Origin of the sequence: Flavobacterium akiainvivens (genome assembly GCF_001278115.1) — a bacterium.
GTDB lineage: Bacteria > Bacteroidota > Bacteroidia > Flavobacteriales > Flavobacteriaceae > Flavobacterium > Flavobacterium akiainvivens.
The window spans coordinates 3,502,038-3,522,862 of the sequence record NZ_LIYD01000005.1 but is presented as its reverse complement, the minus strand read 5'-3'; the positions used below and the strand labels follow the sequence as shown (position 1 = coordinate 3,522,862).

The 20,825-nt window shown below is 46.8% G+C and carries 17 protein-coding genes and 1 pseudogene; 12 read left to right on the top strand and 6 right to left on the bottom strand.

Annotated elements, in window-relative coordinates:
- The first annotated feature begins 106 nt into the window (after positions 1 to 106).
- The 6 genes from AM279_RS15885 to AM279_RS15860 all read left to right on the top strand — a co-directional run bounded on the left by AM279_RS15885 (position 107) and on the right by AM279_RS15860 (position 6,385).
- Entirely contained in the window at positions 107 to 2,482 is a 2,376-nt protein-coding gene (locus tag AM279_RS15885) for a TonB-dependent receptor (RefSeq protein WP_054409007.1), read from the top strand.
- Positions 2,483 to 2,501: 19 nt separating this feature from the next.
- Positions 2,502 to 3,068, top strand: a complete 567-nt coding sequence (locus tag AM279_RS15880; RefSeq protein WP_054409006.1) for a hypothetical protein — start codon at positions 2,502 to 2,504, stop codon at positions 3,066 to 3,068.
- A 147-nt stretch (positions 3,069 to 3,215) separates the two neighbouring features.
- Positions 3,216 to 3,593, top strand: coding sequence for a DoxX family membrane protein (locus AM279_RS15875; RefSeq protein WP_054409005.1), 378 nt, complete (start codon positions 3,216 to 3,218; stop codon positions 3,591 to 3,593).
- 39 nt (positions 3,594 to 3,632) lie between these two features.
- On the top strand, positions 3,633 to 5,741 hold the full coding sequence (locus AM279_RS15870) for a prolyl oligopeptidase family serine peptidase (protein ID WP_054409004.1): 2,109 nt from the start codon (positions 3,633 to 3,635) through the stop codon (positions 5,739 to 5,741).
- Between the two features lie 30 nt (positions 5,742 to 5,771).
- Positions 5,772 to 6,071, top strand: coding sequence for a hypothetical protein (locus AM279_RS15865; RefSeq protein WP_054409003.1), 300 nt, complete (start codon positions 5,772 to 5,774; stop codon positions 6,069 to 6,071).
- Between the two features lie 26 nt (positions 6,072 to 6,097).
- On the top strand, positions 6,098 to 6,385 hold the full coding sequence (locus tag AM279_RS15860; RefSeq protein ID WP_054409002.1) for a hypothetical protein: 288 nt from the start codon (positions 6,098 to 6,100) through the stop codon (positions 6,383 to 6,385).
- A gap of 97 nt (positions 6,386 to 6,482) precedes the next feature.
- On the opposite strand, the gene AM279_RS15855 is transcribed toward AM279_RS15860, so the two are convergent.
- Positions 6,483 to 7,421 (bottom strand): lipid A deacylase LpxR family protein, encoded by a 939-nt coding sequence (locus tag AM279_RS15855; protein ID WP_054409001.1) that lies wholly within the window; start codon positions 7,419 to 7,421, stop codon positions 6,483 to 6,485.
- Positions 7,421 to 8,098: a monofunctional biosynthetic peptidoglycan transglycosylase gene (gene mtgA, locus AM279_RS15850; RefSeq protein WP_054409000.1), complete on the bottom strand. Its 678-nt coding sequence runs from the start codon at positions 8,096 to 8,098 to the stop codon at positions 7,421 to 7,423. The genes AM279_RS15855 and mtgA overlap by 1 nt, the downstream gene beginning before the upstream one ends.
- 158 nt (positions 8,099 to 8,256) lie before the next feature.
- On the opposite strand from mtgA, the gene AM279_RS15845 reads away from it, so the two are divergent.
- Positions 8,257 to 9,627, top strand: a complete 1,371-nt coding sequence (locus AM279_RS15845) for a glycine-rich domain-containing protein (protein ID WP_054408999.1) — start codon at positions 8,257 to 8,259, stop codon at positions 9,625 to 9,627.
- Here the strand turns inward: AM279_RS15845 and AM279_RS15840 are convergent.
- The 3 genes and pseudogenes from AM279_RS15840 to AM279_RS15830 form a co-directional block, all read right to left on the bottom strand.
- On the bottom strand, positions 9,624 to 10,736 hold the full coding sequence (locus AM279_RS15840) for an NAD(P)/FAD-dependent oxidoreductase (protein ID WP_054408998.1): 1,113 nt from the start codon (positions 10,734 to 10,736) through the stop codon (positions 9,624 to 9,626). The genes AM279_RS15845 and AM279_RS15840 overlap by 4 nt on opposite strands.
- Before the next feature lie 2 nt (positions 10,737 to 10,738).
- Complete coding sequence (locus AM279_RS15835) at positions 10,739 to 11,473, bottom strand: DedA family protein (RefSeq protein ID WP_054408997.1); 735 nt, start codon at positions 11,471 to 11,473, stop codon at positions 10,739 to 10,741.
- A gap of 29 nt (positions 11,474 to 11,502) precedes the next feature.
- A pseudogene (locus tag AM279_RS15830) lies at positions 11,503 to 12,730 on the bottom strand (dicarboxylate/amino acid:cation symporter).
- Positions 12,731 to 12,876: 146 nt separating this feature from the next.
- Between AM279_RS15830 and AM279_RS15825 the strand changes: the two are divergent.
- The 3 genes from AM279_RS15825 (at position 12,877) to AM279_RS15815 (ending at position 16,907) form a co-directional block, all read left to right on the top strand.
- The gene (locus AM279_RS15825; RefSeq protein WP_054408996.1) at positions 12,877 to 14,778 is read left to right on the top strand and encodes a S9 family peptidase; all 1,902 of its coding nucleotides are present in this window, start codon (positions 12,877 to 12,879) and stop codon (positions 14,776 to 14,778) included.
- Positions 14,779 to 14,997: 219 nt separating this feature from the next.
- A complete protein-coding gene (locus tag AM279_RS15820; protein ID WP_054408995.1) occupies positions 14,998 to 16,200 on the top strand; it encodes a C1 family peptidase in 1,203 nt (400 codons plus the stop codon).
- Positions 16,201 to 16,313: 113 nt separating this feature from the next.
- Entirely contained in the window at positions 16,314 to 16,907 is a 594-nt protein-coding gene (locus AM279_RS15815; protein ID WP_054408994.1) for a hypothetical protein, read from the top strand.
- A 196-nt stretch (positions 16,908 to 17,103) separates the two neighbouring features.
- Here AM279_RS15815 and AM279_RS15810 read toward each other — a convergent pair whose 3' ends face one another.
- Positions 17,104 to 19,563, bottom strand: a complete 2,460-nt coding sequence (locus tag AM279_RS15810) for an AsmA-like C-terminal region-containing protein (RefSeq protein ID WP_054408993.1) — start codon at positions 19,561 to 19,563, stop codon at positions 17,104 to 17,106.
- A gap of 262 nt (positions 19,564 to 19,825) precedes the next feature.
- Between AM279_RS15810 and AM279_RS15805 the strand changes: the two genes are divergently transcribed.
- Positions 19,826 to 20,155 (top strand): hypothetical protein, encoded by a 330-nt coding sequence (locus AM279_RS15805; protein WP_054408992.1) that lies wholly within the window; start codon positions 19,826 to 19,828, stop codon positions 20,153 to 20,155.
- 115 nt (positions 20,156 to 20,270) lie between these two features.
- Positions 20,271 to 20,819 carry a 2'-5' RNA ligase family protein gene (locus tag AM279_RS15800; protein WP_054408991.1) on the top strand — a complete coding sequence of 183 codons (549 nt, stop codon included), beginning with the start codon at positions 20,271 to 20,273 and terminating at the stop codon, positions 20,817 to 20,819.
- Positions 20,820 to 20,825: the final 6 nt, after the last annotated feature.

Below are 20,825 nucleotides of genomic sequence, written 5' to 3'. Positions count from 1 at the left end.
GGCTGACTTTGTGACCCTTGTGAAAAAACTTTGTGGACTTTGTGTTAAAAACAACGGCACACCATAGCCCAAAAGGGTATTGTTTACTACTGATTCACGATTTCACATGCGTATTTTTTATTTGCTTATGGCAGTATTTGCCACAAGCTGGTGCGCTTTTTCGCAGCATTCGCTTAGCGGAAAGGTGCTTACCAATACCGGCGTTCCGCTTGACGGCGCGCACATACATATTGAGAACGGTCACGCCCTCAGCCTGCCCGATGGTACTTATACCCTTACCGGAATTGCCACCGGCAGCCACCGCGTGGTTATATCTTATGTGGGCTATAAAAGCCTCGACACTATTGTGGATTTCCATAAAAATGAAGTGCTCAATGCCAACCTTAACCCCGATATTACCCAACTTAACGAAGTAGTACTTACCGAAAAACTGCTAAATAAAGACATTGCACCCATACAAAAACTATCAGTCCAAACGCTGGAAAAATACAGCAGCGGCTCCCTGGGCGATGCCCTTAAGGAACTGCCCGGCGTTAGCGCCCTGAAAACCGGCACTACCATAGTAAAGCCCGTTATAAACGGCCTGCACAGCAGCCGCGTGCCTGTAATTTCTAACAACGTACGGTTAGAAGACCAGCAATGGGGCACCGAACACGCCCCAAACCTCGATGTTAATGCCGCCGGTAAGGTAAGCGTTATAAAAGGCGCATCAGCCCTGCAATATGGGGGCGATGCCGTGGGCGGGCTGGTTGTGGTAGAACCGTTGCGTGTGCAGCAGGATACCCTTTTTGGCAAAACCGTACTAACAGCTGATAGCAACGGGCGCGGCGGCACCATAAGCAGCAGCCTGCACAAAGGCGCTGCACAGGGCTGGGCATGGAATGCGCAGGGCACCTTTAAATACTACGGCGACCGCGAAACCCCTGACTACATACTAAGCAACACCGGCAACCGCGAGGCTAACTTTTCGGGGGATTTTGGGTACATTGGCGAAAGCTATAAACTAACCGGTTTTTACAGCTTTTACAATGCCACAATAGGCATTGCCACTACTACGCACATAGGCAACGTGACCGACCTGGTTCGTGCTATAAACAGTGGGCAGCCCGTGGTTACAAACCCGTTTACCCACAGCATAAACAACCCCAGGCAGGAGGTACAGCACCATTTGGCAAAACTTAATTTTGAAAAAGATTTTGAAGATGGGTCGGCGCTAAATGTACAGTATGCCTTTCAGCAGAATTTGAGGAAAGAGTATGACCTGCGCCGTGGCAGTTTTGCCGATATCCCGGCACTTGACCTTACGCTGGTTACGCATTCGGTAAATGCCGACTGGAAACAGGAGACCGATGCCAACACGTTTAAGGCCGGTGTTAGCGGCGCGGCACAGCATAACGATGCCAGCCCCGATACCGGTGTGCGCCCCCTTATACCCACCTACCATAAGTATGACGCCGGCGCTTATGCCATAGCTTCGCACAGTTTTGGCAACAGCCTTACGGCAGAAGTAGGCGCGCGTTATGACTTTAGCCACATGGATGCCGATAAGTTTTACCAGAAAACCCGCTGGACTGCCCTGGGCTATGACGGCGTGTACGATCATTTCATTACACAGGATTTCGGTACGCAATGGCTAACCAACCCAAAGTTTACCTTCCATAACGTTTCGGCCAGTGCGGGTGTGCGTAAAGATTTCGGCGAAAGCCTGAGCCTGTTGGGCAATGTGGGCCTTGCCGTGCGCAACCCCAACCCTGGCGAGCTTTTTAGCGATGGCCTGCACCACAGCAACGCCACCATAGAACTGGGCAACCTGGGGCTTAAAAAAGAACAGGCGCTTAAGGCATCTGTAACGGTACAGGCTAATGCCAACAGCTTCAGGGCCGAGGTTACGCCTTATATAAACAGCATCCGTGATTTTATGTACCTGCGTCCTACGGGGGTGGAATACACCACGCGCGGGGCATTCCCCGTATACAGCTACAGACAGAATGATGCCCTTTTAGCAGGCGCCGACCTGCATACCGAATGGGATGTTACATCGTACCTAAAACACAGCCTGAACGCCGCCTATGTGCACGGCACAAATACCGATACTGATGAAGCTCTGATTGATATGCCGCCGCTAACCTTTAGCAATACATTCAGGTACACCAATGCAGGCTGGCATGGCTTTTTTGCCGAGGTGCGCAGCGAGGCGGTACTGCACCAAACGCGCTATCCCAACTATGATTTTTATGCCGATGTACCGATTAACGGCGAACTCGTGCCCACGCTGGTTAACATCAGCAGGCCGCCGAAAGGCTACCATTTGGTACACCTTTCTGCCGGAAGGCAGTTTAGCATTGGCAAAACACAGGCAAGTGTAAATGTTTCGGTATACAACCTGTTCAATACAAACTACCGCGATTACCTTAACCGCCAGCGCCTGTATGCCGATGAGGCGGGGCGCAACGTACAGATACAATTAAAGTTCAATTATTAATCATAAAACAATCCCTAAGATGAAGAGATTTAAAGTTTCAGTACTTACACTATTAACCGTTGGCATGCTTGCATCGTGCAGCGATGATGACACCGCTATTGCACCGGTAAACGAAGAAGAAGTAATAACCACCGTAACGGCCAGCTTTAGCCCGGTAGGCGGCGGCAGTGTGGTAACGCTAACCTCGCGCGACCTGGATGGCGACGGCCCTCAGGCACCCGTGGTTACCGTAAGCGGCAACTTTGCAGCAAATACCGTTTATAACGGCGCTATTACCTTTACCAATGAAATGGTAAACCCTGCCGAGGACATTACCGCCGAAATATTTGCTGAAGGCGACCACCACCAGATTTTCTATCAGCAAAACGGCCTTGGCACTTTTAGCTATACTGATGAAGATGAAGACGGCAACCCAATAGGCCTTACCGTAGCCTATACAACGGCAGCTATACCTGCTAACGGCACGCTAACGCTTACACTGGTACACCACCCCGAGAAAACAGCGGCAGGCGTTGCAGAGGGCAACATAGCCAACGCAGGCGGCAGTACCGATGCTCAGGTAAGCTTTCCTGTTATTGTACAGTAATTAATATTTCCCCCCTTAGACACGGCGCCTGAATTGTAAGAACATTCAGGCGCTTTTTTATTGTTAATTTTTTTGCCAAATAATTACAAATAATTTATTAACTTGTGATAAAGTTTATAAAATCATAATCCGTAAACATTTTCGCTTATGAAGTCACAATTTACTCAAATTGTTCGCATTGTTTTAGGCTTAATCCTTATTGCATTCGGAGCCAATAAATTATATTCTTTTATCCCCCTGCCCCAACCCCCTGTTGCCGCCTCAGAATTCATGACATCGCTTGCTGCCAGCGGATACGTATTACAGGTGGTAGCCGTTTTTGAAATCATCATAGGGCTTATGCTGGTCTTCCGCCTGTGGGTGCCGTTTGCACTGGCAGCACTGGTGCCGCTTTCGCTCAACATACTGCTGTTTCACCTGTTTCTTGATGTGCCTGCCATAGGTGCAGCCATTGTGGTTGTGGCGTTAAACGGCATTTTACTGTACAAACACCGCAGTAAATATGCCCCTCTGTTTACCAGCTAAAGCACTTTTCATTACATTTGTGTATTAACCCTACAGGCTATGAAACCAATATCCTTAGCCACAGCTATGCTTATTAGCTTTGGCGCAACTGCACAAATGAAAGACATTAAATACCCCGAAACGCGCAAAGACGCTACTACCGATAGTTATTTTGGCACCACCGTGCCCGACCCATACCGCTGGCTGGAAGACGACCGCTCTGCCGAAACCGCCGCATGGGTAAAAGCCGAGAACGAAGTTACGTTTAACTACCTCGACCAGATTCCGTTTCGCAATACCATAAAGGCACGTATGGAAAAGCTGTGGAATTATGAGCGTATATCAGCACCGTTTAAAGAGGGCGATTTTACCTACTACTACCGCAACAACGGCCTGCAAAACCAAAGCGTTTTATACCGTAAAGACAAAAATGGTAAGGAAGAGGTTTTCCTGGACCCCAACACCTTTAGCAAAGATGGCACTACATCGCTTAGCGGTATAAGCTTCAACAAAAAGGGCAACCTTGTGGCGTACATGATAAGCGAAGGCGGCAGCGACTGGGGCAAAATCATTATTATGGATGCTGTTAGTAAAAAACTTACCGGCGAAGTTATTGAGAATGTAAAATTCAGCGGTATGGCCTGGAGGGGCAGCGAAGGGTTTTACTACAGCACCTACGAAAAGCCCGAAGGCAGCCTGCTGAGTGCCAAGACCGACCACCACAAGCTGTATTTTCATAAACTGGGCACACCCCAGGAAAAAGACGAGGTTATTTACGGAAGGTCAACAGCTAAAAAGTGGCGCTACATAAGTGGTTATTTAACCGAAGACGAGCGTTTCCTTGTTATATCGGCATCTAACACTACATCCGGCAGGGCTTTATATATTATGGACCTGAGCAAACAACACACCGCTGTAGTACCTGTTGTAGACAATACTGATACCAACACCCGTATTATAGACAATAACGGCAGCACCCTATACATTGCAACCGATTATAAAGCGCCCAATAACCGCGTGGTTACGGTAGATGCATCAGCACCCGGGCAGGAAAACTGGAAAGACCTTATACCGGAAACCGATAACGTGCTTTCGGCCGGAACAGGCAGCGGTTATATTTTTGCGAGTTATATTAAAGATGCGGTTTCGGTTGTAAAGCAGTATGATTTTAAAGGCAAGCTGGTGCGCGAAGTACAGCTGCCGGGCATAGGCAGTGCAGGTGGTTTTGGCGGCAAGAAAGACGAAAAAACCATCTATTACTCGTTTACCAACTACATTACCCCCGGCACTATTTATGCGTTTGTCCCTAAGACGGGCGCATCTACACTATACGACAAGCCAAAGATTGACTTTAACAGCGATGATTATGAGTCGAAACAGGTATTTTACATCAGTAAAGACGGCACTAAGATACCCATGATTATTACACACAAAAAAGGCCTGAAGCTTGATGGGCATAACCCAACTATACTGTACGGTTACGGCGGGTTTAACATAAGCCTTACGCCGGCCTTTAGCATTAGCAACCTGGTGTGGATGGAAAACGGCGGTATTTATGCGGTGGCCAACCTGCGTGGCGGCGGCGAATATGGCCGCACCTGGCACGATGCGGGCACACAGCTTAAAAAGCAAAACGTATTTGACGATTTTATTGCCGCCGCAGAATACCTGATTAAAGAAAACTACACATCATCTGACTACCTTGCCGTGCGTGGGGGCAGTAACGGCGGCCTGCTTGTGGGCGCGGTTATGACACAAAGGCCGGAGCTGTTTAAAGTGGCGCTGCCTGCAGTGGGCGTGCTCGATATGCTGCGTTACCATACCTTTACATCAGGCGCAGGATGGGCATATGACTATGGCACCAGCCAGGACAATAAGGAAATGTTTGAGTACCTTAAGGGCTATTCGCCACTGCACAACATTAAAAAAGGCGTAAACTACCCGGCAACGCTTGTTACCACCGGCGACCATGACGACCGTGTTGTACCCGCCCACAGCTTTAAGTTTGCTGCCACACTACAGGAAATGCAAATGGGGCCAAACCCGGTACTGATACGCATAGACGTTAATGCAGGACATGGCGCAGGGAAATCGGTAGCGCAAACCATTAACGAAATTACCGACATACAGGCGTTTACACTGTATAATATGGGCGTGAAGAGTTTGTAATTGACAGCTTACAGTTAACGGTTTACAGTTATGGCAGAATTAACCACACATCAAAAAAGCGGGCTTATAAAATTTACGCATACAGCACTTGCAGTTGAGGCAGTTATTTTACTTGTCCCACTGATTTTGTCGTGGCTTGGCCTGTTTATAGATATTTTTGACTACTACCCTTTTGCCCTGTTTTGTACACTAATGGTCAATTTTATACTGGCTATAGGTTTTATAACAGACAGGCCAAGGTATTACCTGTTGTATTTATTATTAGTAATAGGTATCCCGTTAACCCCGGTAATTGTTGTACTTTCAATAGTAACCCGACAGGGATACTGATTGGTTTTCAGTTGCAGTTTACAGTTATGGCAGAACAAAATAAAAATAAGGCACAGCTTGTAAAATTTACGTGGATAGCACTGGCTATAGAGGTAGTTTTAATAGTGCTGCCTTTTATATTGGCAAATGTTGAGTTCCCGGGAGGCTTTTTCGGGTTTTGGCTTATTGGCACCGTGCTTGTAAACCTGGCGTTGGCCATATCGCATATTGTAACTAAACCTAAACTGTATTGGCTTTATGCTATAGTATTAATAGCCCTACCACTAACGCCCATACTTATACTATTTTCGGCTTTGACCGGAATAGAATGCTAACAGGGTTTGTAGTTTATAGTTTGTGGTTTATAGTTGCTACTCATACGTTTAAAGTGCAGTCAGGAAAACCACAAACTATAAACCATGAACCACAAACCTAAAGAAGATAGCTCAAGTGCAGGCTGCCGTAATAAAACCCTTCAATCACACGGTTTATGGCTTCTTTGCCCCGGTAGTTGAATACAAAACCATACGTCCAGTGGTTTTTGCGGTACTTAATACCTGCCTCACCGTTAAACCGCCAGTGGATGAGCGGCCACGTAACCGGGCTTTTATCGTTAAACATACTGCCTTCTATAGTGCCGTCATAGGCCATGTACTGTATGTTTGGGTTAATGTATAGAAAGAGTTCGCCGCGTTGGGCATATTCCGTTTTATCTTCTTCAAGGGCAGCGCCAAAGTGCATAGACTGGTATATGCTTTGCAATTCGCCTTTAAGGCTGATGCGTGCCATAGGGCCAAAGGTAGCAGAGTTCCAAATTGTACCCACATTGGCTTCTCCCTGCAAGAACATATCAAACCGTTTTGCAGGTGCCTCATAAATACCTTTGGCATAAAAAACGGCAGCCTGTGCGGCAGGTGTAGTGGTAATCTGGTACTGCCAGCCGTGCACCGTAGGCAGGTTGAGCAGCTTGTGCAACCCCTCCTGAAATGGCCGTCCCAAAGCTTCGGGGCCTACCACACCACCCTGGAATTTTAATTTCAGTACACGGTTGCGGGTATAAAATTTACTAAAGCGTGCTTCGGCAAAAAGGTAACCGGCAAACGGCCGGTCGTGCACATTGATGTCTTCGGCACGAACAGACTGTGGGTTATAAATGTATTGCCCGGCACGAAACTCGGTAATGCTTTTCAGTGCCCTTGTTTCTTCGGGGTTATTGAGGTAGCGGTAAAAGAATTCGATACCGTTAGTGTAATACTGGTCGTTTACGAAAGAAGTATAGGAGTCGTTATCAGACACAATGCCAATTTCGGCAGGCCTTTGCCCGAAGCACACAACCGTGCAAAACAACAGCAAAAACCTTAATTGTGGCATTAGTATTCTAATTTAACATGGCGCATGGCCCTTATAATGTTATTCTTGCGCCTTTGTATGTATGATGATGAATTGGCGGCCTTATACTTGCGTGGGTTGGGCAAAATGGCGGCAATACCGGCGGCTTCCATCTTGGTAAGGCTGGCGGCATCTTTTTCATACCAGTGCTGGCAGGCGGCCTGTGCACCATACACGCCATCGCCCATTTCAATACTGTTAAGGTATACCTCCATAATGCGCTCCTTGCTCCACAGCAACTCAATAAGCACGGTAAAATAAGCCTCAAGCCCTTTGCGCAGGTAGCTGCGGCCCTGCCATAAAAACACGTTTTTGGCGGTTTGCTGGCTTATGGTGCTGCCCCCTTTAAGGCGCTTGCCTTTAGCATTGTTTTTATAGGCCTTAAACATGGCGTTGAAGTCAAAGCCGTGGTGCTCAAAAAAAGTGGCATCTTCGCTGGCTATAACCGCTTTTTGAAGGTTTTGCGACAGGTCTTCTATAGGCACCCAGTCGTGCTCCCATTTGGTTTCCTTACCTTCAGCATTTTGCTCAAAATGGCGGGTAAACATTAGCGGCGTACAGGGTACGGGCACAAAACGGAACAACAGTACCGAGAATACCGAAACCACTATAAACCACAGGATAAGTTTGCCGATGAAACCAAATATTTTGCGAAGCATATTACGTAAGTTGACGCGGCGAAATTACGAATTTGTATGGTATGCCGGCCATTAAATTTTTGCTACAAATTAAACCCGCCTTACCGCATATCGCGTAGAGCGCTGCAAAGTGTATTGTAAATTTGGGTAGCTTTACATTAAAACCAAACAAATCCCTTATGAACCGGGAACTATGGCAAAAAATACAGGACTTTGATTTTGACGGCCCCGATGGCGATTACACCTTTACCACCCGCCTGGCAAAAGAAAATAACTGGACACGTCACTTCACGCATCAGGCCCTTTTGGAATACCGAAAGTTTATGTACCTGGCCGCCACATCTAACGTTATGGTGTCGCCATCTGAAATTGTAGATGTGGTATGGCACCAGCACCTTATCTTCTCGCAGTCGTATAACGAATTTTGCACCCTGCTGGCAAAGAACATACAGCACATACCCTCCACACACAGCCGGCAGGAACACGAAAAATTCCATAAGGCTAAGGAAAGTACCACCGTACAATACAATGCCGTATTTGGTAAACAACCTGCTGATATATGGGAATATCAGGATATATCCGGGCCGCTGCACCTGCAAAAGTCGCGCTTTACAACAGGCCACGTTATTATTGCAGCTATAATCGCAGTGTTGACATTATTAGCTCCTGCTTACTACTTGCTTAAGCCACTGTATATGCACATATACAACCCCTGGTTTATAATAGGCTATATAGGGCTGTCGGCAGCGGTATACACAGGGCTGGCACGTTACAACAACCGGAAACTACTGCAAATGCTGCCTGCAAAAGAAACGGCAGGCTTTTTACACCACCTTACACCTTACGAGCTTACCTATGCTAAAAACCAAGGGCTTGACCATGTGGTGCACGGCATTGCAAACGAGCTTATTGTAAACAACGTTATCATAATTAATGAAGATAACTCCGTAACCCTGGCCGAAAATGCCACGCCCGAAAACCGCGAACAGGCACAGGTAATATCTGTTTTAGATGAATTTAAATGGATACCCTACCACAGGCTGGTAAAGCTGTTGGTTAACAAACCTGTGTTCAATTCCATAAGCGGGGCTATGGATGCGCTGCAAAACCATGTGGCGAAGTCGCGGCATTTTGTACGGCTTTTTGCAATAAACGCTGTAGTAATGGCAGTATTGCTTTTAGTGGGCTATGCGCGGTTTTTTACCGGCATATCCGGCAACAGGCCTGTTATGTTTATATTTATTGTGTGCCTGGGTTTTACGGTTTATGCAGGCTACCATTTTTGGAAATTACCCAAATTGCTGCTTAAAGAAGTATTGCCACAATTGTATACCGATTACATCCTTACAAAAGAAGATTTTGACAACAACTGGCAATGGGTGTATTTTGCCGGGGGCACAGCAGTATTATATCCCGCATTTATACCCATTGTAAGGCACAACCCGGATAAAGCCGGTGGTGGCGATGGCGGTTCGGGAGGTTCATCGTGCGGATCTTCGTGCGGGAGCAGCTGTGGCGGAGGATGCGGTGGTTGTGGCGGAGGGGATTAAACCAAATCCCCCAGTTCCTGGCCTATCTTGCTGCCTATGGCAACACCCATACCACCCAGGCGGACGCCGCAGTATATGTGATTAGAGAGGTGCTCTACAATAGGGCGTTTTTGTGCGCCCATACCCATAATACCACTCCAGCGGTGGGCAATGGCAACATCAGTCCCCGGAAGGATAACCTCGCGCAGCAATTGCTCCAGGCGGTTTTGAATCAGGCCGGTTTCGCCGAATTGTGTGGTGGTTTCGCCCTCAAAGTCGAGGTTTCGGCCGCCGCCGAATAAAATCCTGTCGCCATAATTACGGAAGTAGTAATACCCCCTGTCTATATGGAACGTGCCTTTTATGTCAAGGTTAGGGATAGGCTCTGTAATAAGCACCTGTGCACGGGCGGGCTTTACAGCGTTGTTGGTCAGCTGGCCTGCAAAGGCATTGGTGGCAAACAGCAGCTTTTTGGTATGGAACGAAAAATCGGCCAGGGCTACTTCAACCCCGTCGGCTTTTTCGTGGAAAGCGGTAACGGCCTGGCTGTTTAATATAAGTATGTCATTGGCTACAGCCTCTTTCAATAACGCCTGCATCATGGCACCGGTATCTATCTGCCCTTCAAACGGATTAAAGATGAGATACTCCTTAGTGCCGGCAAAACCAAAGCGGTCGGTTTCCCTTGCAAATACATCGGCTTTAAACAACGGGCGCAGCACATCGTTTACAAACGGCAGGCGGCGCAGGCAGTTTTCATAGCCCAGGGTATCATTTTCAAGGAAAAGCTCATACCCGCCGTGCGGACGGAAATCAATTACGGCATCGCCCAGGCGTTTGCGCAGCAATTGAAGGCCTTCCCAACGCTTTTGAATGAGTGCGGTAACCTCTTCTTCGGTATGGTAGTTAAGGTCGTCTATAATTTCGCTCAGGCTGCCAAAACAGGCAAACCCGGCGTTCTTGGTGCTGGCGCCCTGCGGCAGCGGGTCACGTTCTATAACCAATATTTTACTTTGCGGGAAACGTTCGCGCAGGCGCAGGGCCGTGTGCAGCCCTACTATACCGCTGCCCACAATGGTGTAGTCAACGTTAGTAAACCAGCTGTTTATTTCCCACCAGCTAAGCTTCATGCTTATCTTGGGAAGATGTTGGTTTCGTCGTCGTTTGCCTCGTCTATAGCCTCCTGCTCGGTAACCTTGTTGCCTTTAATGGCGTTAAGGATAAGCGGCACAGTAGTAATAAATACTATGGCAAGGATAATGTATTCTATGTAGTGCTTAAGGTCTATGCCAAACTGCTCCCTGAACAGGTTAGAAAGGTAGTGGCCTGCAAGTATTAGTGCAAATGCCCATGCAAAAGAGCTTATTACGTTAAAGAACATAAACTTCTTTTTGTCCATTTTAACCACACCGGCAATAATAGGCGCAAACGTACGGATAACCGGCAGGAAACGCGCAAAGATAATGGCACGCCCACCGTGCTTGTGGAAAAACTCTTCTGATTGTATAAGGTATTTTTTCTTGAACCAGAATGAGTCTTTTCTTTTATACAGGTAGCCACCGCTGCGCGAACCAAACCAGTAGCCAAAGGTATTGCCCACAATACCCGAAAGCGCCACCATAATTGAAAGTGCTATAACATTTACGTGCTCGCTGCCAAAATCGATAACCGTAGCCATAAGTGCCTCGCTGTATATACCGGCAAGGAACAAAAGGCTGTCGCCCGGCAGGAAGAACCCCGCAAAAAGGCCGGTTTCGGCAAAAACAATAAACAGCACCACATAAATGCCAATAGGCACGCCTGCAAGCTGCAGGTTAATATAAAACTCCGGGTTTAAAAGCTGCGTCCAGTGAAACGGTTCGTTCATGATATTTTAAAAATTGCTGATTTGATGATTTAGTTTTTATGTTCCCACTTGTCTATAGCGGTTGTGGCCAATGCGTTGCCCAGGGCATTTGTGGCACTGCGCGCCATATCGCAAAAGTGGTCTATGGGTAAAATTAAGGCTATACCCTCTGCCGGAATATCAAACATGGCGCCCGTAGCCACAATAACTATAAGGGCGGCACGCGGCACACCGGCTATGCCCTTGCTGGTAAGCATAAGCACCAGCAGCATGAGCAGTTGTTTTTCAAGCGGCATATCTATGCCATATACCTGGGCTATAAACAGGCTGGCAAAGGTCATGTACATCATGCTGCCATCCAGGTTAAACGAGTAGCCTAACGGCAGGGTAAACGATACAATCTTCGGGTCGGCGCCAAAGCGTTCCAGTTCTTCTGTAAGTTTAGGGAACACCGCCTCGCTGCTGGTGGTACTAAACGCAATAAGCAGCGGGCTGGCCAGCCTTTTTAGTAACGTAAAAAGCCTGTTGCCAAGTATCATGTAGCCCACTAAAAGCAGCACTACCCAAAGCAATGCTATGCCCAGTATAAAGGCCAGCATATAATTGGCATAAATGCTAAACACATTTGGCCCGTACAGCGCCATAGCGGCCGATACTGCACCAAACACACCCAGAGGGGCTGTCCACATAACGTAAGACACCATTTTAAGTATAACGTGCGATACAGTTTCGAGTGTTTTTACAATGGGTTTTGCATACCTGCCTACAGATGAAAGTGCCACACCAAACAGTACTGAGAACACCACTATTTGCAGTATTTCGTTACCGGCCATGGCCTCAAATATACTTTTGGGTACTAAGTGCGTAATAAAGTTTTCTACAGAAAAACCCCTGTGTGCCTTTTACAAATTCATCAGCCGGTGTTACGGTAGAAAGGTCGAGCCCTGTGGCCTTGCCCGGCTGCAGCCAGTTAACCACCGTCATGCCCAGCAGCAACGATACTAATGACGCCGTTATAAACCACGCCATGGCCTTGCCGCCCACACGGCCCACCATTTTAATATCGCCCATTTTGGCAATGCCCACCACAAGGGTGCTAAATACCAGCGGCGCAATTATCATTTGCACCAGGCGTATAAAAATGGTTCCTAAAAGTTTAATGTTTTTTGCAAAAGCGGGAGCGTCTTCAAAGTAATTTACGTGCACAACATATCCTAATGCTGCACCCAATAAAAGCGCTATTAGTATTGCAATAAATAATTTTGTGTTGCTTTTCAAAACTGCCCGTTTTTAGAGTGGGGCAAATTAGGCATATTTTTTTAAACCGCCGCCCTTTTTATGGCTGGGGTTGGTGTATTTTTTTATACAACCATCCGCTGTTAAAAAATGATTACTTTTAGGGCTTTAAAAAATTCATTCAATAAATGAAACGCATACTAATTTTAACCGTAAGCCTTATGGGATTAACCGCATCGGCGCAAAAAACCATGACACCCGAAATGCTTTGGAACCTGGGCCGTGTAAGCACCCTGGGCATTACTAAAGACAGCAAAAGCATTGTTTACAAAGTGAGCGTGCCCAATATGGCCGAAAACAAATCAGACTCTAAATTTTACACCATTCCCGTTACGGGCGGCAACGCTACCGAAGTAAACGAATACAAGGAGCTGCTGAAGGACAAAAACCTTTCGCCGGACGGCACACTGCTGCTTACCAGCAAAGAAATAAAGGTAGACAAGGTAAACGGCGTAGATTTTTACCCTGAGCTTGACAAAAGCACCGCACAGGTGTACAACGGCCTTGACTACCGCCACTGGGATACCTGGAACGACGGCACACACAACCACGTGGGCTATACCCCGGCAGGTAAGGAAGAACCGTTTACCGATGTTATGCCCGGCGAACCGTTTGACTCGCCACAAAAGCCTTTTGGCGGCGATGAAGACTTTACCTGGAGCCCAGACGGCAAAAGCATTATATATGTAAGCAAGAAACTGGCCGGTACCAAGTATGCCACCAGCACCAATACTGACCTGTATCAATATGACCTTGCCTCTAAAAAGACTACTAACCTTACGCCAAACAACCCAGGGTATGATATGGCGCCGGCTTATTCGCCGCAGGGCGACCTTACCTGGCTGCAAATGAAGCACGACGGTTATGAGGCCGATAAGAACGATATTATTGTGCGCCACAAGGGTGTAGACCTTAACCTTACCGCCGGATGGGATGGTACTGTTGATGCCTTTACCTGGAGTGCAGATGGCAAGAAGGTGTACTTCCTTGCGCCGGTAGACGGTACCAAGCAGCTGTTTGAGGTTAACTTTCCGGGGGTGACAAAGATTGCCGTTACGGTTAAACAGGTAACTAAGGGTGACTGGGACATTAACACCATAGTAGGCTTTAGCGGTAACAATGTGATTGTAGAACGTGTAGACATGAACCACGCTACCGAAATTTACTGCTACGACCTTAAAAAAGCTTCATGGAAACAGCTTACCACCGTTAACGATGCCGTGTTTAAAAACATTGCGCTAAGCAAAACCGAACGCCGCTACGTAACCACTACCGATGGCAAGAAGATGCTGGTATGGGTGGTGCTTCCGCCTAACTTTGACCCGAAAAAAAAATACCCTACCCTTTTATACTGCCAGGGCGGCCCGCAAAGCGCGCTGAGCCAGTTTTACAGCTTCCGCTGGAATTTCCAGGTTATGGCGGCACAGGGCTATATTGTGGTGGCACCAAACCGCCGCGGTATGCCGGGCCATGGCGTGGAGTGGAACGAAGCCATAAGCAAAGACTGGGGCGGCCAGGTTATGGACGACTACCTGAGCGCTATTGACGATGTGGCCAAAGAACCGTATGTAGACCAAAAAAGGCTTGGGGCCGTGGGTGCCAGCTATGGCGGATACAGCGTGTTTTATCTTGCAGGCATACACAACAAAAGGTTTAAAACGTTTATAAGCCACTGCGGGGTGTTTAACCTGCAAAGTATGTATGGCACAACCGAAGAGGTTTTCTTTACCAACTGGGATGCCGGCGGCGCTTACTGGGAGCATGACAATGCAGTGGCACAAAAAACATACAGGGAATTTAACCCGGCCAATATGGTAGCCAAGTGGGATACCCCTATTATGATTATACAGGGTGGCAAGGATTTCCGTGTGCCGATTGGGCAGGGCCAGGAGGCCTTTCAGGCGGCACAGCTAAGGGGCATACAAAGCCGCTTTGTGCTTTTCCCCGATGAAAACCACTGGGTGGTAAAGCCACAAAACGGGCTGGTATGGCAGCGCGAGTTCTTTAAATGGCTATCTGAAACTTTGTAGTTGATGGTTGGGAGTTGGGGGTTGTTTTTAAAGTTGTTTGCTATTTGTTGTTTTGAATACAATTGCAATATATGGAGATATGCTCATCATAAACTGTAAAAACAACCCTCAACTCCCAACTTCTTCAACCAAACCAGTTACAGAATTTTCACAAATTCTTAACTATTTATAAATTTTACTTAATTTAGCAGCGTCGAAACGCTAACTAAACTCAATTTTATGGCACATTTTTCACTACGCCCCTATGTAGCCGCCTCGCTTTTATTAGCGGGTTTTCAGGGAGCACAAGCCCAGGATTACCTGGTAAATTCGCTTAGCAAAAACCAAAGCGCTAACAGTAAAGACTCTTTTGTATTTACTGATGTTATTAATATTGAAAACACTCCGGTAAAAAACCAGGGCTCAAGCGGCACGTGCTGGAGCTACTCGGCTAACTCATTCCTGGAGAGCGAAATGATTCGCCTGGGCAAGCAGCCGGTTGAAATTTCGCAAATTTACACGGCCCGCAACGCTTATATAGAAAAAGGCAAGAACTATGTGCGTATGCACGGTGCCATTACCCTGGGCGACGGCGGTGCACTGCACGATGTTATTAATATGTTCCGCCAGTATGGCGCTATACCGCAAAGCCTGTACACCGGCCTTAACTATGGCACTGCAAACAACAAGTTTGCCGAAATGCAGGAAATGGCTAAAGGTGTGCTTGAAGCCGCCGTTAAAAACCCTAACGGACAGCTTTCGCCTAACTGGATAAAGGCTTACACGGCTATTATAGATACTTACCTGGGCACTGTGCCTCAAAACTTTGAGTGGAAAGGCAAGAAATATACCCCGCAAACTTTTGCTAAAGAGGTGGTGGGCATTAACCCTGACGATTATGTAGAAATATCATCGTTTAAAGACCACCCTTACTACAGCCAGTTTGTGCTTATGGTACCGGATAACTGGAGCCTTGACCTGGTGTATAACGTAAAGATGAACGACCTTACCGATATTATAGACAACGCCCTTAAAAACGGTTATACCGTGGGCTGGGCCGGCGACGTGAGCGAGAAAGGCTTTAGCTGGAAAAACGGTGTGGCTTATGTGCCGGAAAAGGAGTTTGCCGCTATGACACCGCAGGAAAAAGAGGAAATATTTAAAGGCCCTAAAGCCGAAATGCAAATTACCGAAGACCTGCGCCAGGCTGAGTTTGACAACTACAATACTACCGATGACCACGGTATGCACATTGTGGGCCTTAGCAAAGACCAGAACGGTAAAGAATACTACATTATTAAAAACTCTTGGGGTGCTACAAACGACTATAAAGGCTACCTGTACATGACCAAGGCTTTTGTAAAATACAAGTCTACTGCCATATTGCTTAACAAAGGCGGCATACCAAAAGACCTTGCCAAGAAAATGAACATTAAGCAGTAAGTTTTTGAAATAACAAATTTCAAATTTCAAAATACAAAATACAAATATCAAACTCCCGGGGCATTGCTTCGGGAGTTTTTTTATAGTTTTACGCCCGAAACGCAAATCACCTTATGAAAAAATCCCTTACGCTGCTGCTGGGCCTTTTGGCTTTTGCCAATGCTTTTGCCCAGGAACCCGAAACCACAACCCCTGAAAATACTGCCGGAACGGTGGAAAAATCAATTTTTACCGTGCAAACCGGTGCCATAGGCTTTTGGGCCAGTAACGAACTGCGCCTTAGCAACCGCTGGGCACTGCGCACCGAAGCAGGCCTTGACTTGTGGTATTATGATACCTGGTGGGATGGCAGCGGCACGGCACTGGTGCCCAGCATTAGCGTAGAGCCACGCTGGTATTACAATATTGAAAAACGCGCCCGCAAAGGCAAACATACCGAAAATAACAGCGCAAGCTTTGTAACCCTTGCCGTAGAATATTACCCTGACCTGTTTGTGTTGGGCAACGTGCCTTCATACCTTTATGTGCCCGACCAGATAACGTTCATACCGAAGTGGGGTATCCGGAGGGCCATTGCAAAAAGCAATTTTAATTATGAGCTGGGTATAGGTTTAGGCTACCTTCTTGTTATAAACCATGATAATTTTATACAAAGCGCTACCGATGTGGGTGTTGATATACACATAAGGATAGGGTATACGTTTTAATTTTAGCTCAGTCGCAGTCTCAGTTTTCAGGCCGATAGCGCTGACTTTTAATCCGTGCTTAATTGCTTAGTAAGGTGCGGATTAAAAATCCGTACTATCGGGGTCGCAGTTTTCAGTCTGTGCTTATATACCTACAAGGCCTTCAAGACCTTGCAGTAGCTGTTTGCTATCTGAAAACTGAGACTGCGACTGCAAACTATCCTTTCCCGCCCAGTTTTACTTTTACCTTGCCATCATCGCCGTCTTTGGCGTTAAGGTGCACTACTATGCCGCGGTTGCGGCGTTTGGCAAGTTCTTCCTTATCAGTAATTTTACGGTCTTTTTTGGGGTTGCGCAGGGGTACGTCTATGTAAATTTCGGTACCGCGACCAAAGCTGTAGGTGCCTTCCACATCCATATTAAGCACGCTGCTGCTTATTTGCATGGGGTGTATTTTTACCTTTTCGCCCTTAACATCAAGCGTACCCTTAAGGTCATAAAACTCAATATTGCGCACATCGCGAAAGGGGAATGCAAATTTGCCCACATCTACCACCGGCTCAAAATTGAGCAGCTTTCCTTTTTTAAGGTTAAAGGTAACGCGGCCATCCATACTCTTTGGCACCAGCCCGCCGCTGCTGTTTATATAGCCCGATACATTTGCCTGGCTCGAAAAGTAGCCCTTAAGGTTATCTGACTGTAGCTTATCGAGCCCAAAATTATCGAACGCGGCAAAAAAGCGGCTCACGTTTACGTTGTTTATATTGGCATTAATACTGTAGCGGTTGGTGTTGCCCTGCTGCATGGTGCCGGTAAGCTGCACCGTGCCGCCGGCGTGGTTAAGCCCCAGCTTTTTAACCTGCACGCTGTTGTTGAGCAGCAGTATTATAGCGCGGGCATCGGTAGCGTAAAAGCTGTTGTAGTACAGCTTGTCTACCTTCATGCGCATATCAAAATTGGCTTTTTCAAACAGCAGGTCGAGCCCATCGGTAAAATTGCCCTTGTTGCTTTTAGGTATGTTGCGCTTGGCCTTTTGGCGGCTGCCCAGGAATGCCATAAACTCGCCCACGTGAAGCTGCGGGCTGTACATATTCCACTCCAACACCACCTTATCAGGGTTAGTGTAATACAGGTTGAGGAAGTTTTTAACACTACCCTCCATTTTAACGGTGCTCTTGCCTGTTTTCAGCTCTATCTCGCTTATAAAAAGGTCGTCTTTAGTAAAGTTAAGCCCTACCGATACATCTTTAAACTGTAGCTTTCGCGGCACGTAGGTAACCGTGGCATCTTTAATGGCAATTTTACCGTTTACCAGCGGCTTGGCCAGGCGGTAGTTAACCACATCTGCCCGAAAGGTAAGCTTCAGGTCGGCCGTGCCTTTACCAAATTTCAGCAGGTTGTCGTCAACCAGGTTTTTAAGGCGGTCCATTTTAAAGGATGATGAGAAATCGCCGGTGGCAATGGGCTTGTCAAGGTTAAGGATGGCTGCTTTTTTAATGGTAAAAGGCAGCTCAAAATATTCGCCGGTAAAATTAGTAAGCGTTATGGCCGAATTGGCATCGGTATAGCCCTTATCCTTAACGTGTTCGTTAATAAAGTGCCCGTTAAAATTACAGTGCGTAACATCCCCGCCGGGGGTAACCAGCACGTTGTCTTCAACCGTGGCGTGCACATCTATAAGCGGGTCATCGCTGCTGTTAAAGTCGCCATCGAGCAGGCAGGTAACAGCAATAGGCTTTTTGATGTCGAACATCATGAGCTTATCGGTAATGTTTTTAGACAGCAGGTAGGCGGCGTCTTTCCATAAAATATTGTCATTTTCAATATTAATACGGAATTTAGAGTTGGCCCCTACCCCCAGGCGCGCACTTATTATAAACTTTTCCTTGCCTATCATAAGCTTTTCAGGGGCAAAATCCAGTACGCCCTCTTCTTCATTATAGGTAATATCAAAAGTACCGTCGAGTTCTTTATTGCCCATAAAAGTGCCTCGGGTGGTGTTAAAGGCCATGCTTTCGGCCAATGCCTGCAAGCCTACATCTGCCTTAAATCCTGTAGATGTATAGTTGAGTGCCCCTTTAAGGCTGTGCACCTTAAACTTGTAGAGCTTATTCCTCATTTGGTTATCGGCAGTAAAGCTTACGTTATCGAGGCTAAATTTGCGGAGCTCGGGCAGGCTGCTGCCCCCGCCGCTGCCATCGGGCTGTTTGGGTTTCTTCTTAAAAACGGCGGTATTGCTGTATCCGTCTGGCGACACATATATATAAATGGCGGCATTACTTATGCCCACTTTTTTAATTTGCACCGTGCCGCGCAGCAGCGCCAGTACGTTGAGGCTAACCTGTGCATTGCCGGCGGTAAGCAGCGTGCGCTTGTGGGTATTGTACAAACTATCGCGCAATACTACATTTTGCAACTCTACCGATACGCCGGGAAAGCCCCCCAGGAATGTGGTTTCCATATCGCCTATGGAGAGGTTTCCGGTAATGCCCTCGTTAAGGTTTTTGGTAAGCGATGCCAGTACTTCCTCCTTATGGGTGTGCATGTACCAGGCCAGGCCGGTGTAGCCTGCCACTACCAGTATAACCAAAAACAGGAATATGCGCAGGGCAATGCGTTTCCATTTTTTGCGGGGTGGTGCCGGGTTTTCGGGGTTATTTTGGGTGGGTAGTGCCATAAAAAAGTAACGTGATGTTTAAAATTACAAAAGCGCCGGGCCATATTGCGTTTAGGCTATGTTAAATCTGTATTAGCCCCTAATTTACGAAAACGTTTTAGAAATGGTTTTATCGATAAAATGCATAGACAAAACATAGACAAACGCATAGACGGGTTATGGATAGGTTTGTAACGTAGCTAAAAAGAGTACTTTAGCCGTACCAAAAAAACGTCAATACTCTCTCCTCATTTTTATTGGCTCAACTAAAAAAACTATAAAAATGGCAGGGATTACCAACTGGCTAAACTTTCAGTACCACGTTACAAAACGTATGTTGGAAGTAGCGCCCAGGCGCAGCAAAAAGATAAAAATGCTGTATATAGAATATGCAGCACCGGCAGGAAGCGAACGCGTAATTAAGTACCGTTTTCGCAATGCACTGTGGTATACCTTTAACAACGAAGATATACTAAACACCCGTATTCCGTTGCCGGAAAGCAGCGAAGGTAATGAAGTTACCCTTACCGTACACGGATTTTTCAGGAAAAACATATACACGCTGCTTTTAAAGCCCGAGTACATTCATGTTATAAAGATAATACAAGCATAGTTTATCACGTTCTTTTATTTTTGTAGTAACCCACCCCGGCTGTAATCCTTACCGGCATTTTAACCATCGCCGAGCCCAGCGGTAATTATTGTTTATTTTTTGCACTTATAACAATATGCAAAGCCAAAACCTGTATTTTTTAGCTATAATACCAAATGGCAAAACCGCCGGGGAAGTTACTGCCCTTAAAGAACACATGGCCCTGCACTACAACAGCCGCAAAGCCCTTAGGGTAATGCCCCATATAACATTAAAAGCTCCTTTTACTGCTTTACAGGACAAAGTAGTGGGGTGGTTTGAACACCTAAACCTTAAAACCACCCCTTTTTTACAAACCCTTGACGGTTTTGGCGCCTTTGCCAACAAACACAACCCCGTGATTTATGTAAAGCCGGTAGCCTCGGCACATTTAACGGCCCTGCAAGGCGAAATCACGGCAAGCTTTAAACACACCTTCCCCGAGGTGGCACTTCAGCCCACAGAGGAACAATTTAGCCCGCACATGACCATTGGGTACCGCGACCTGAGTTTTGAGATGTTTGAAAAAGCATGGGCCGAATTTGAATCAAAAAACTACCATGCCGAATTTGAAGTAAACGAGGTTTTTTTACTGGAACACGACGGTAAAAAATGGAACAGTATTGCCCAAAAACCACTGCAATAAAAAACG

Coding starts and splice junctions, on each gene's coding strand:
- AM279_RS15800 (WP_054408991.1), top strand. CDS start 20,271: ATGCAAAGCCAAAACCTGTATTTTTTAGCTATAATACCAAATGGCAAA.
- AM279_RS15885 (WP_054409007.1), top strand. CDS start 107: ATGCGTATTTTTTATTTGCTTATGGCAGTATTTGCCACAAGCTGGTGC.
- AM279_RS15825 (WP_054408996.1), top strand. CDS start 12,877: ATGAAACGCATACTAATTTTAACCGTAAGCCTTATGGGATTAACCGCA.
- AM279_RS15865 (WP_054409003.1), top strand. CDS start 5,772: ATGGCAGAATTAACCACACATCAAAAAAGCGGGCTTATAAAATTTACG.
- AM279_RS15845 (WP_054408999.1), top strand. CDS start 8,257: ATGAACCGGGAACTATGGCAAAAAATACAGGACTTTGATTTTGACGGC.
- mtgA (WP_054409000.1), bottom strand. CDS start 8,098: ATGCTTCGCAAAATATTTGGTTTCATCGGCAAACTTATCCTGTGGTTT.
- AM279_RS15880 (WP_054409006.1), top strand. CDS start 2,502: ATGAAGAGATTTAAAGTTTCAGTACTTACACTATTAACCGTTGGCATG.
- AM279_RS15855 (WP_054409001.1), bottom strand. CDS start 7,421: ATGCCACAATTAAGGTTTTTGCTGTTGTTTTGCACGGTTGTGTGCTTC.
- AM279_RS15835 (WP_054408997.1), bottom strand. CDS start 11,473: ATGAACGAACCGTTTCACTGGACGCAGCTTTTAAACCCGGAGTTTTAT.
- AM279_RS15805 (WP_054408992.1), top strand. CDS start 19,826: ATGGCAGGGATTACCAACTGGCTAAACTTTCAGTACCACGTTACAAAA.
- AM279_RS15820 (WP_054408995.1), top strand. CDS start 14,998: ATGGCACATTTTTCACTACGCCCCTATGTAGCCGCCTCGCTTTTATTA.
- AM279_RS15840 (WP_054408998.1), bottom strand. CDS start 10,736: ATGAAGCTTAGCTGGTGGGAAATAAACAGCTGGTTTACTAACGTTGAC.
- AM279_RS15875 (WP_054409005.1), top strand. CDS start 3,216: ATGAAGTCACAATTTACTCAAATTGTTCGCATTGTTTTAGGCTTAATC.
- AM279_RS15860 (WP_054409002.1), top strand. CDS start 6,098: ATGGCAGAACAAAATAAAAATAAGGCACAGCTTGTAAAATTTACGTGG.
- AM279_RS15870 (WP_054409004.1), top strand. CDS start 3,633: ATGAAACCAATATCCTTAGCCACAGCTATGCTTATTAGCTTTGGCGCA.
- AM279_RS15815 (WP_054408994.1), top strand. CDS start 16,314: ATGAAAAAATCCCTTACGCTGCTGCTGGGCCTTTTGGCTTTTGCCAAT.
- AM279_RS15810 (WP_054408993.1), bottom strand. CDS start 19,563: ATGGCACTACCCACCCAAAATAACCCCGAAAACCCGGCACCACCCCGC.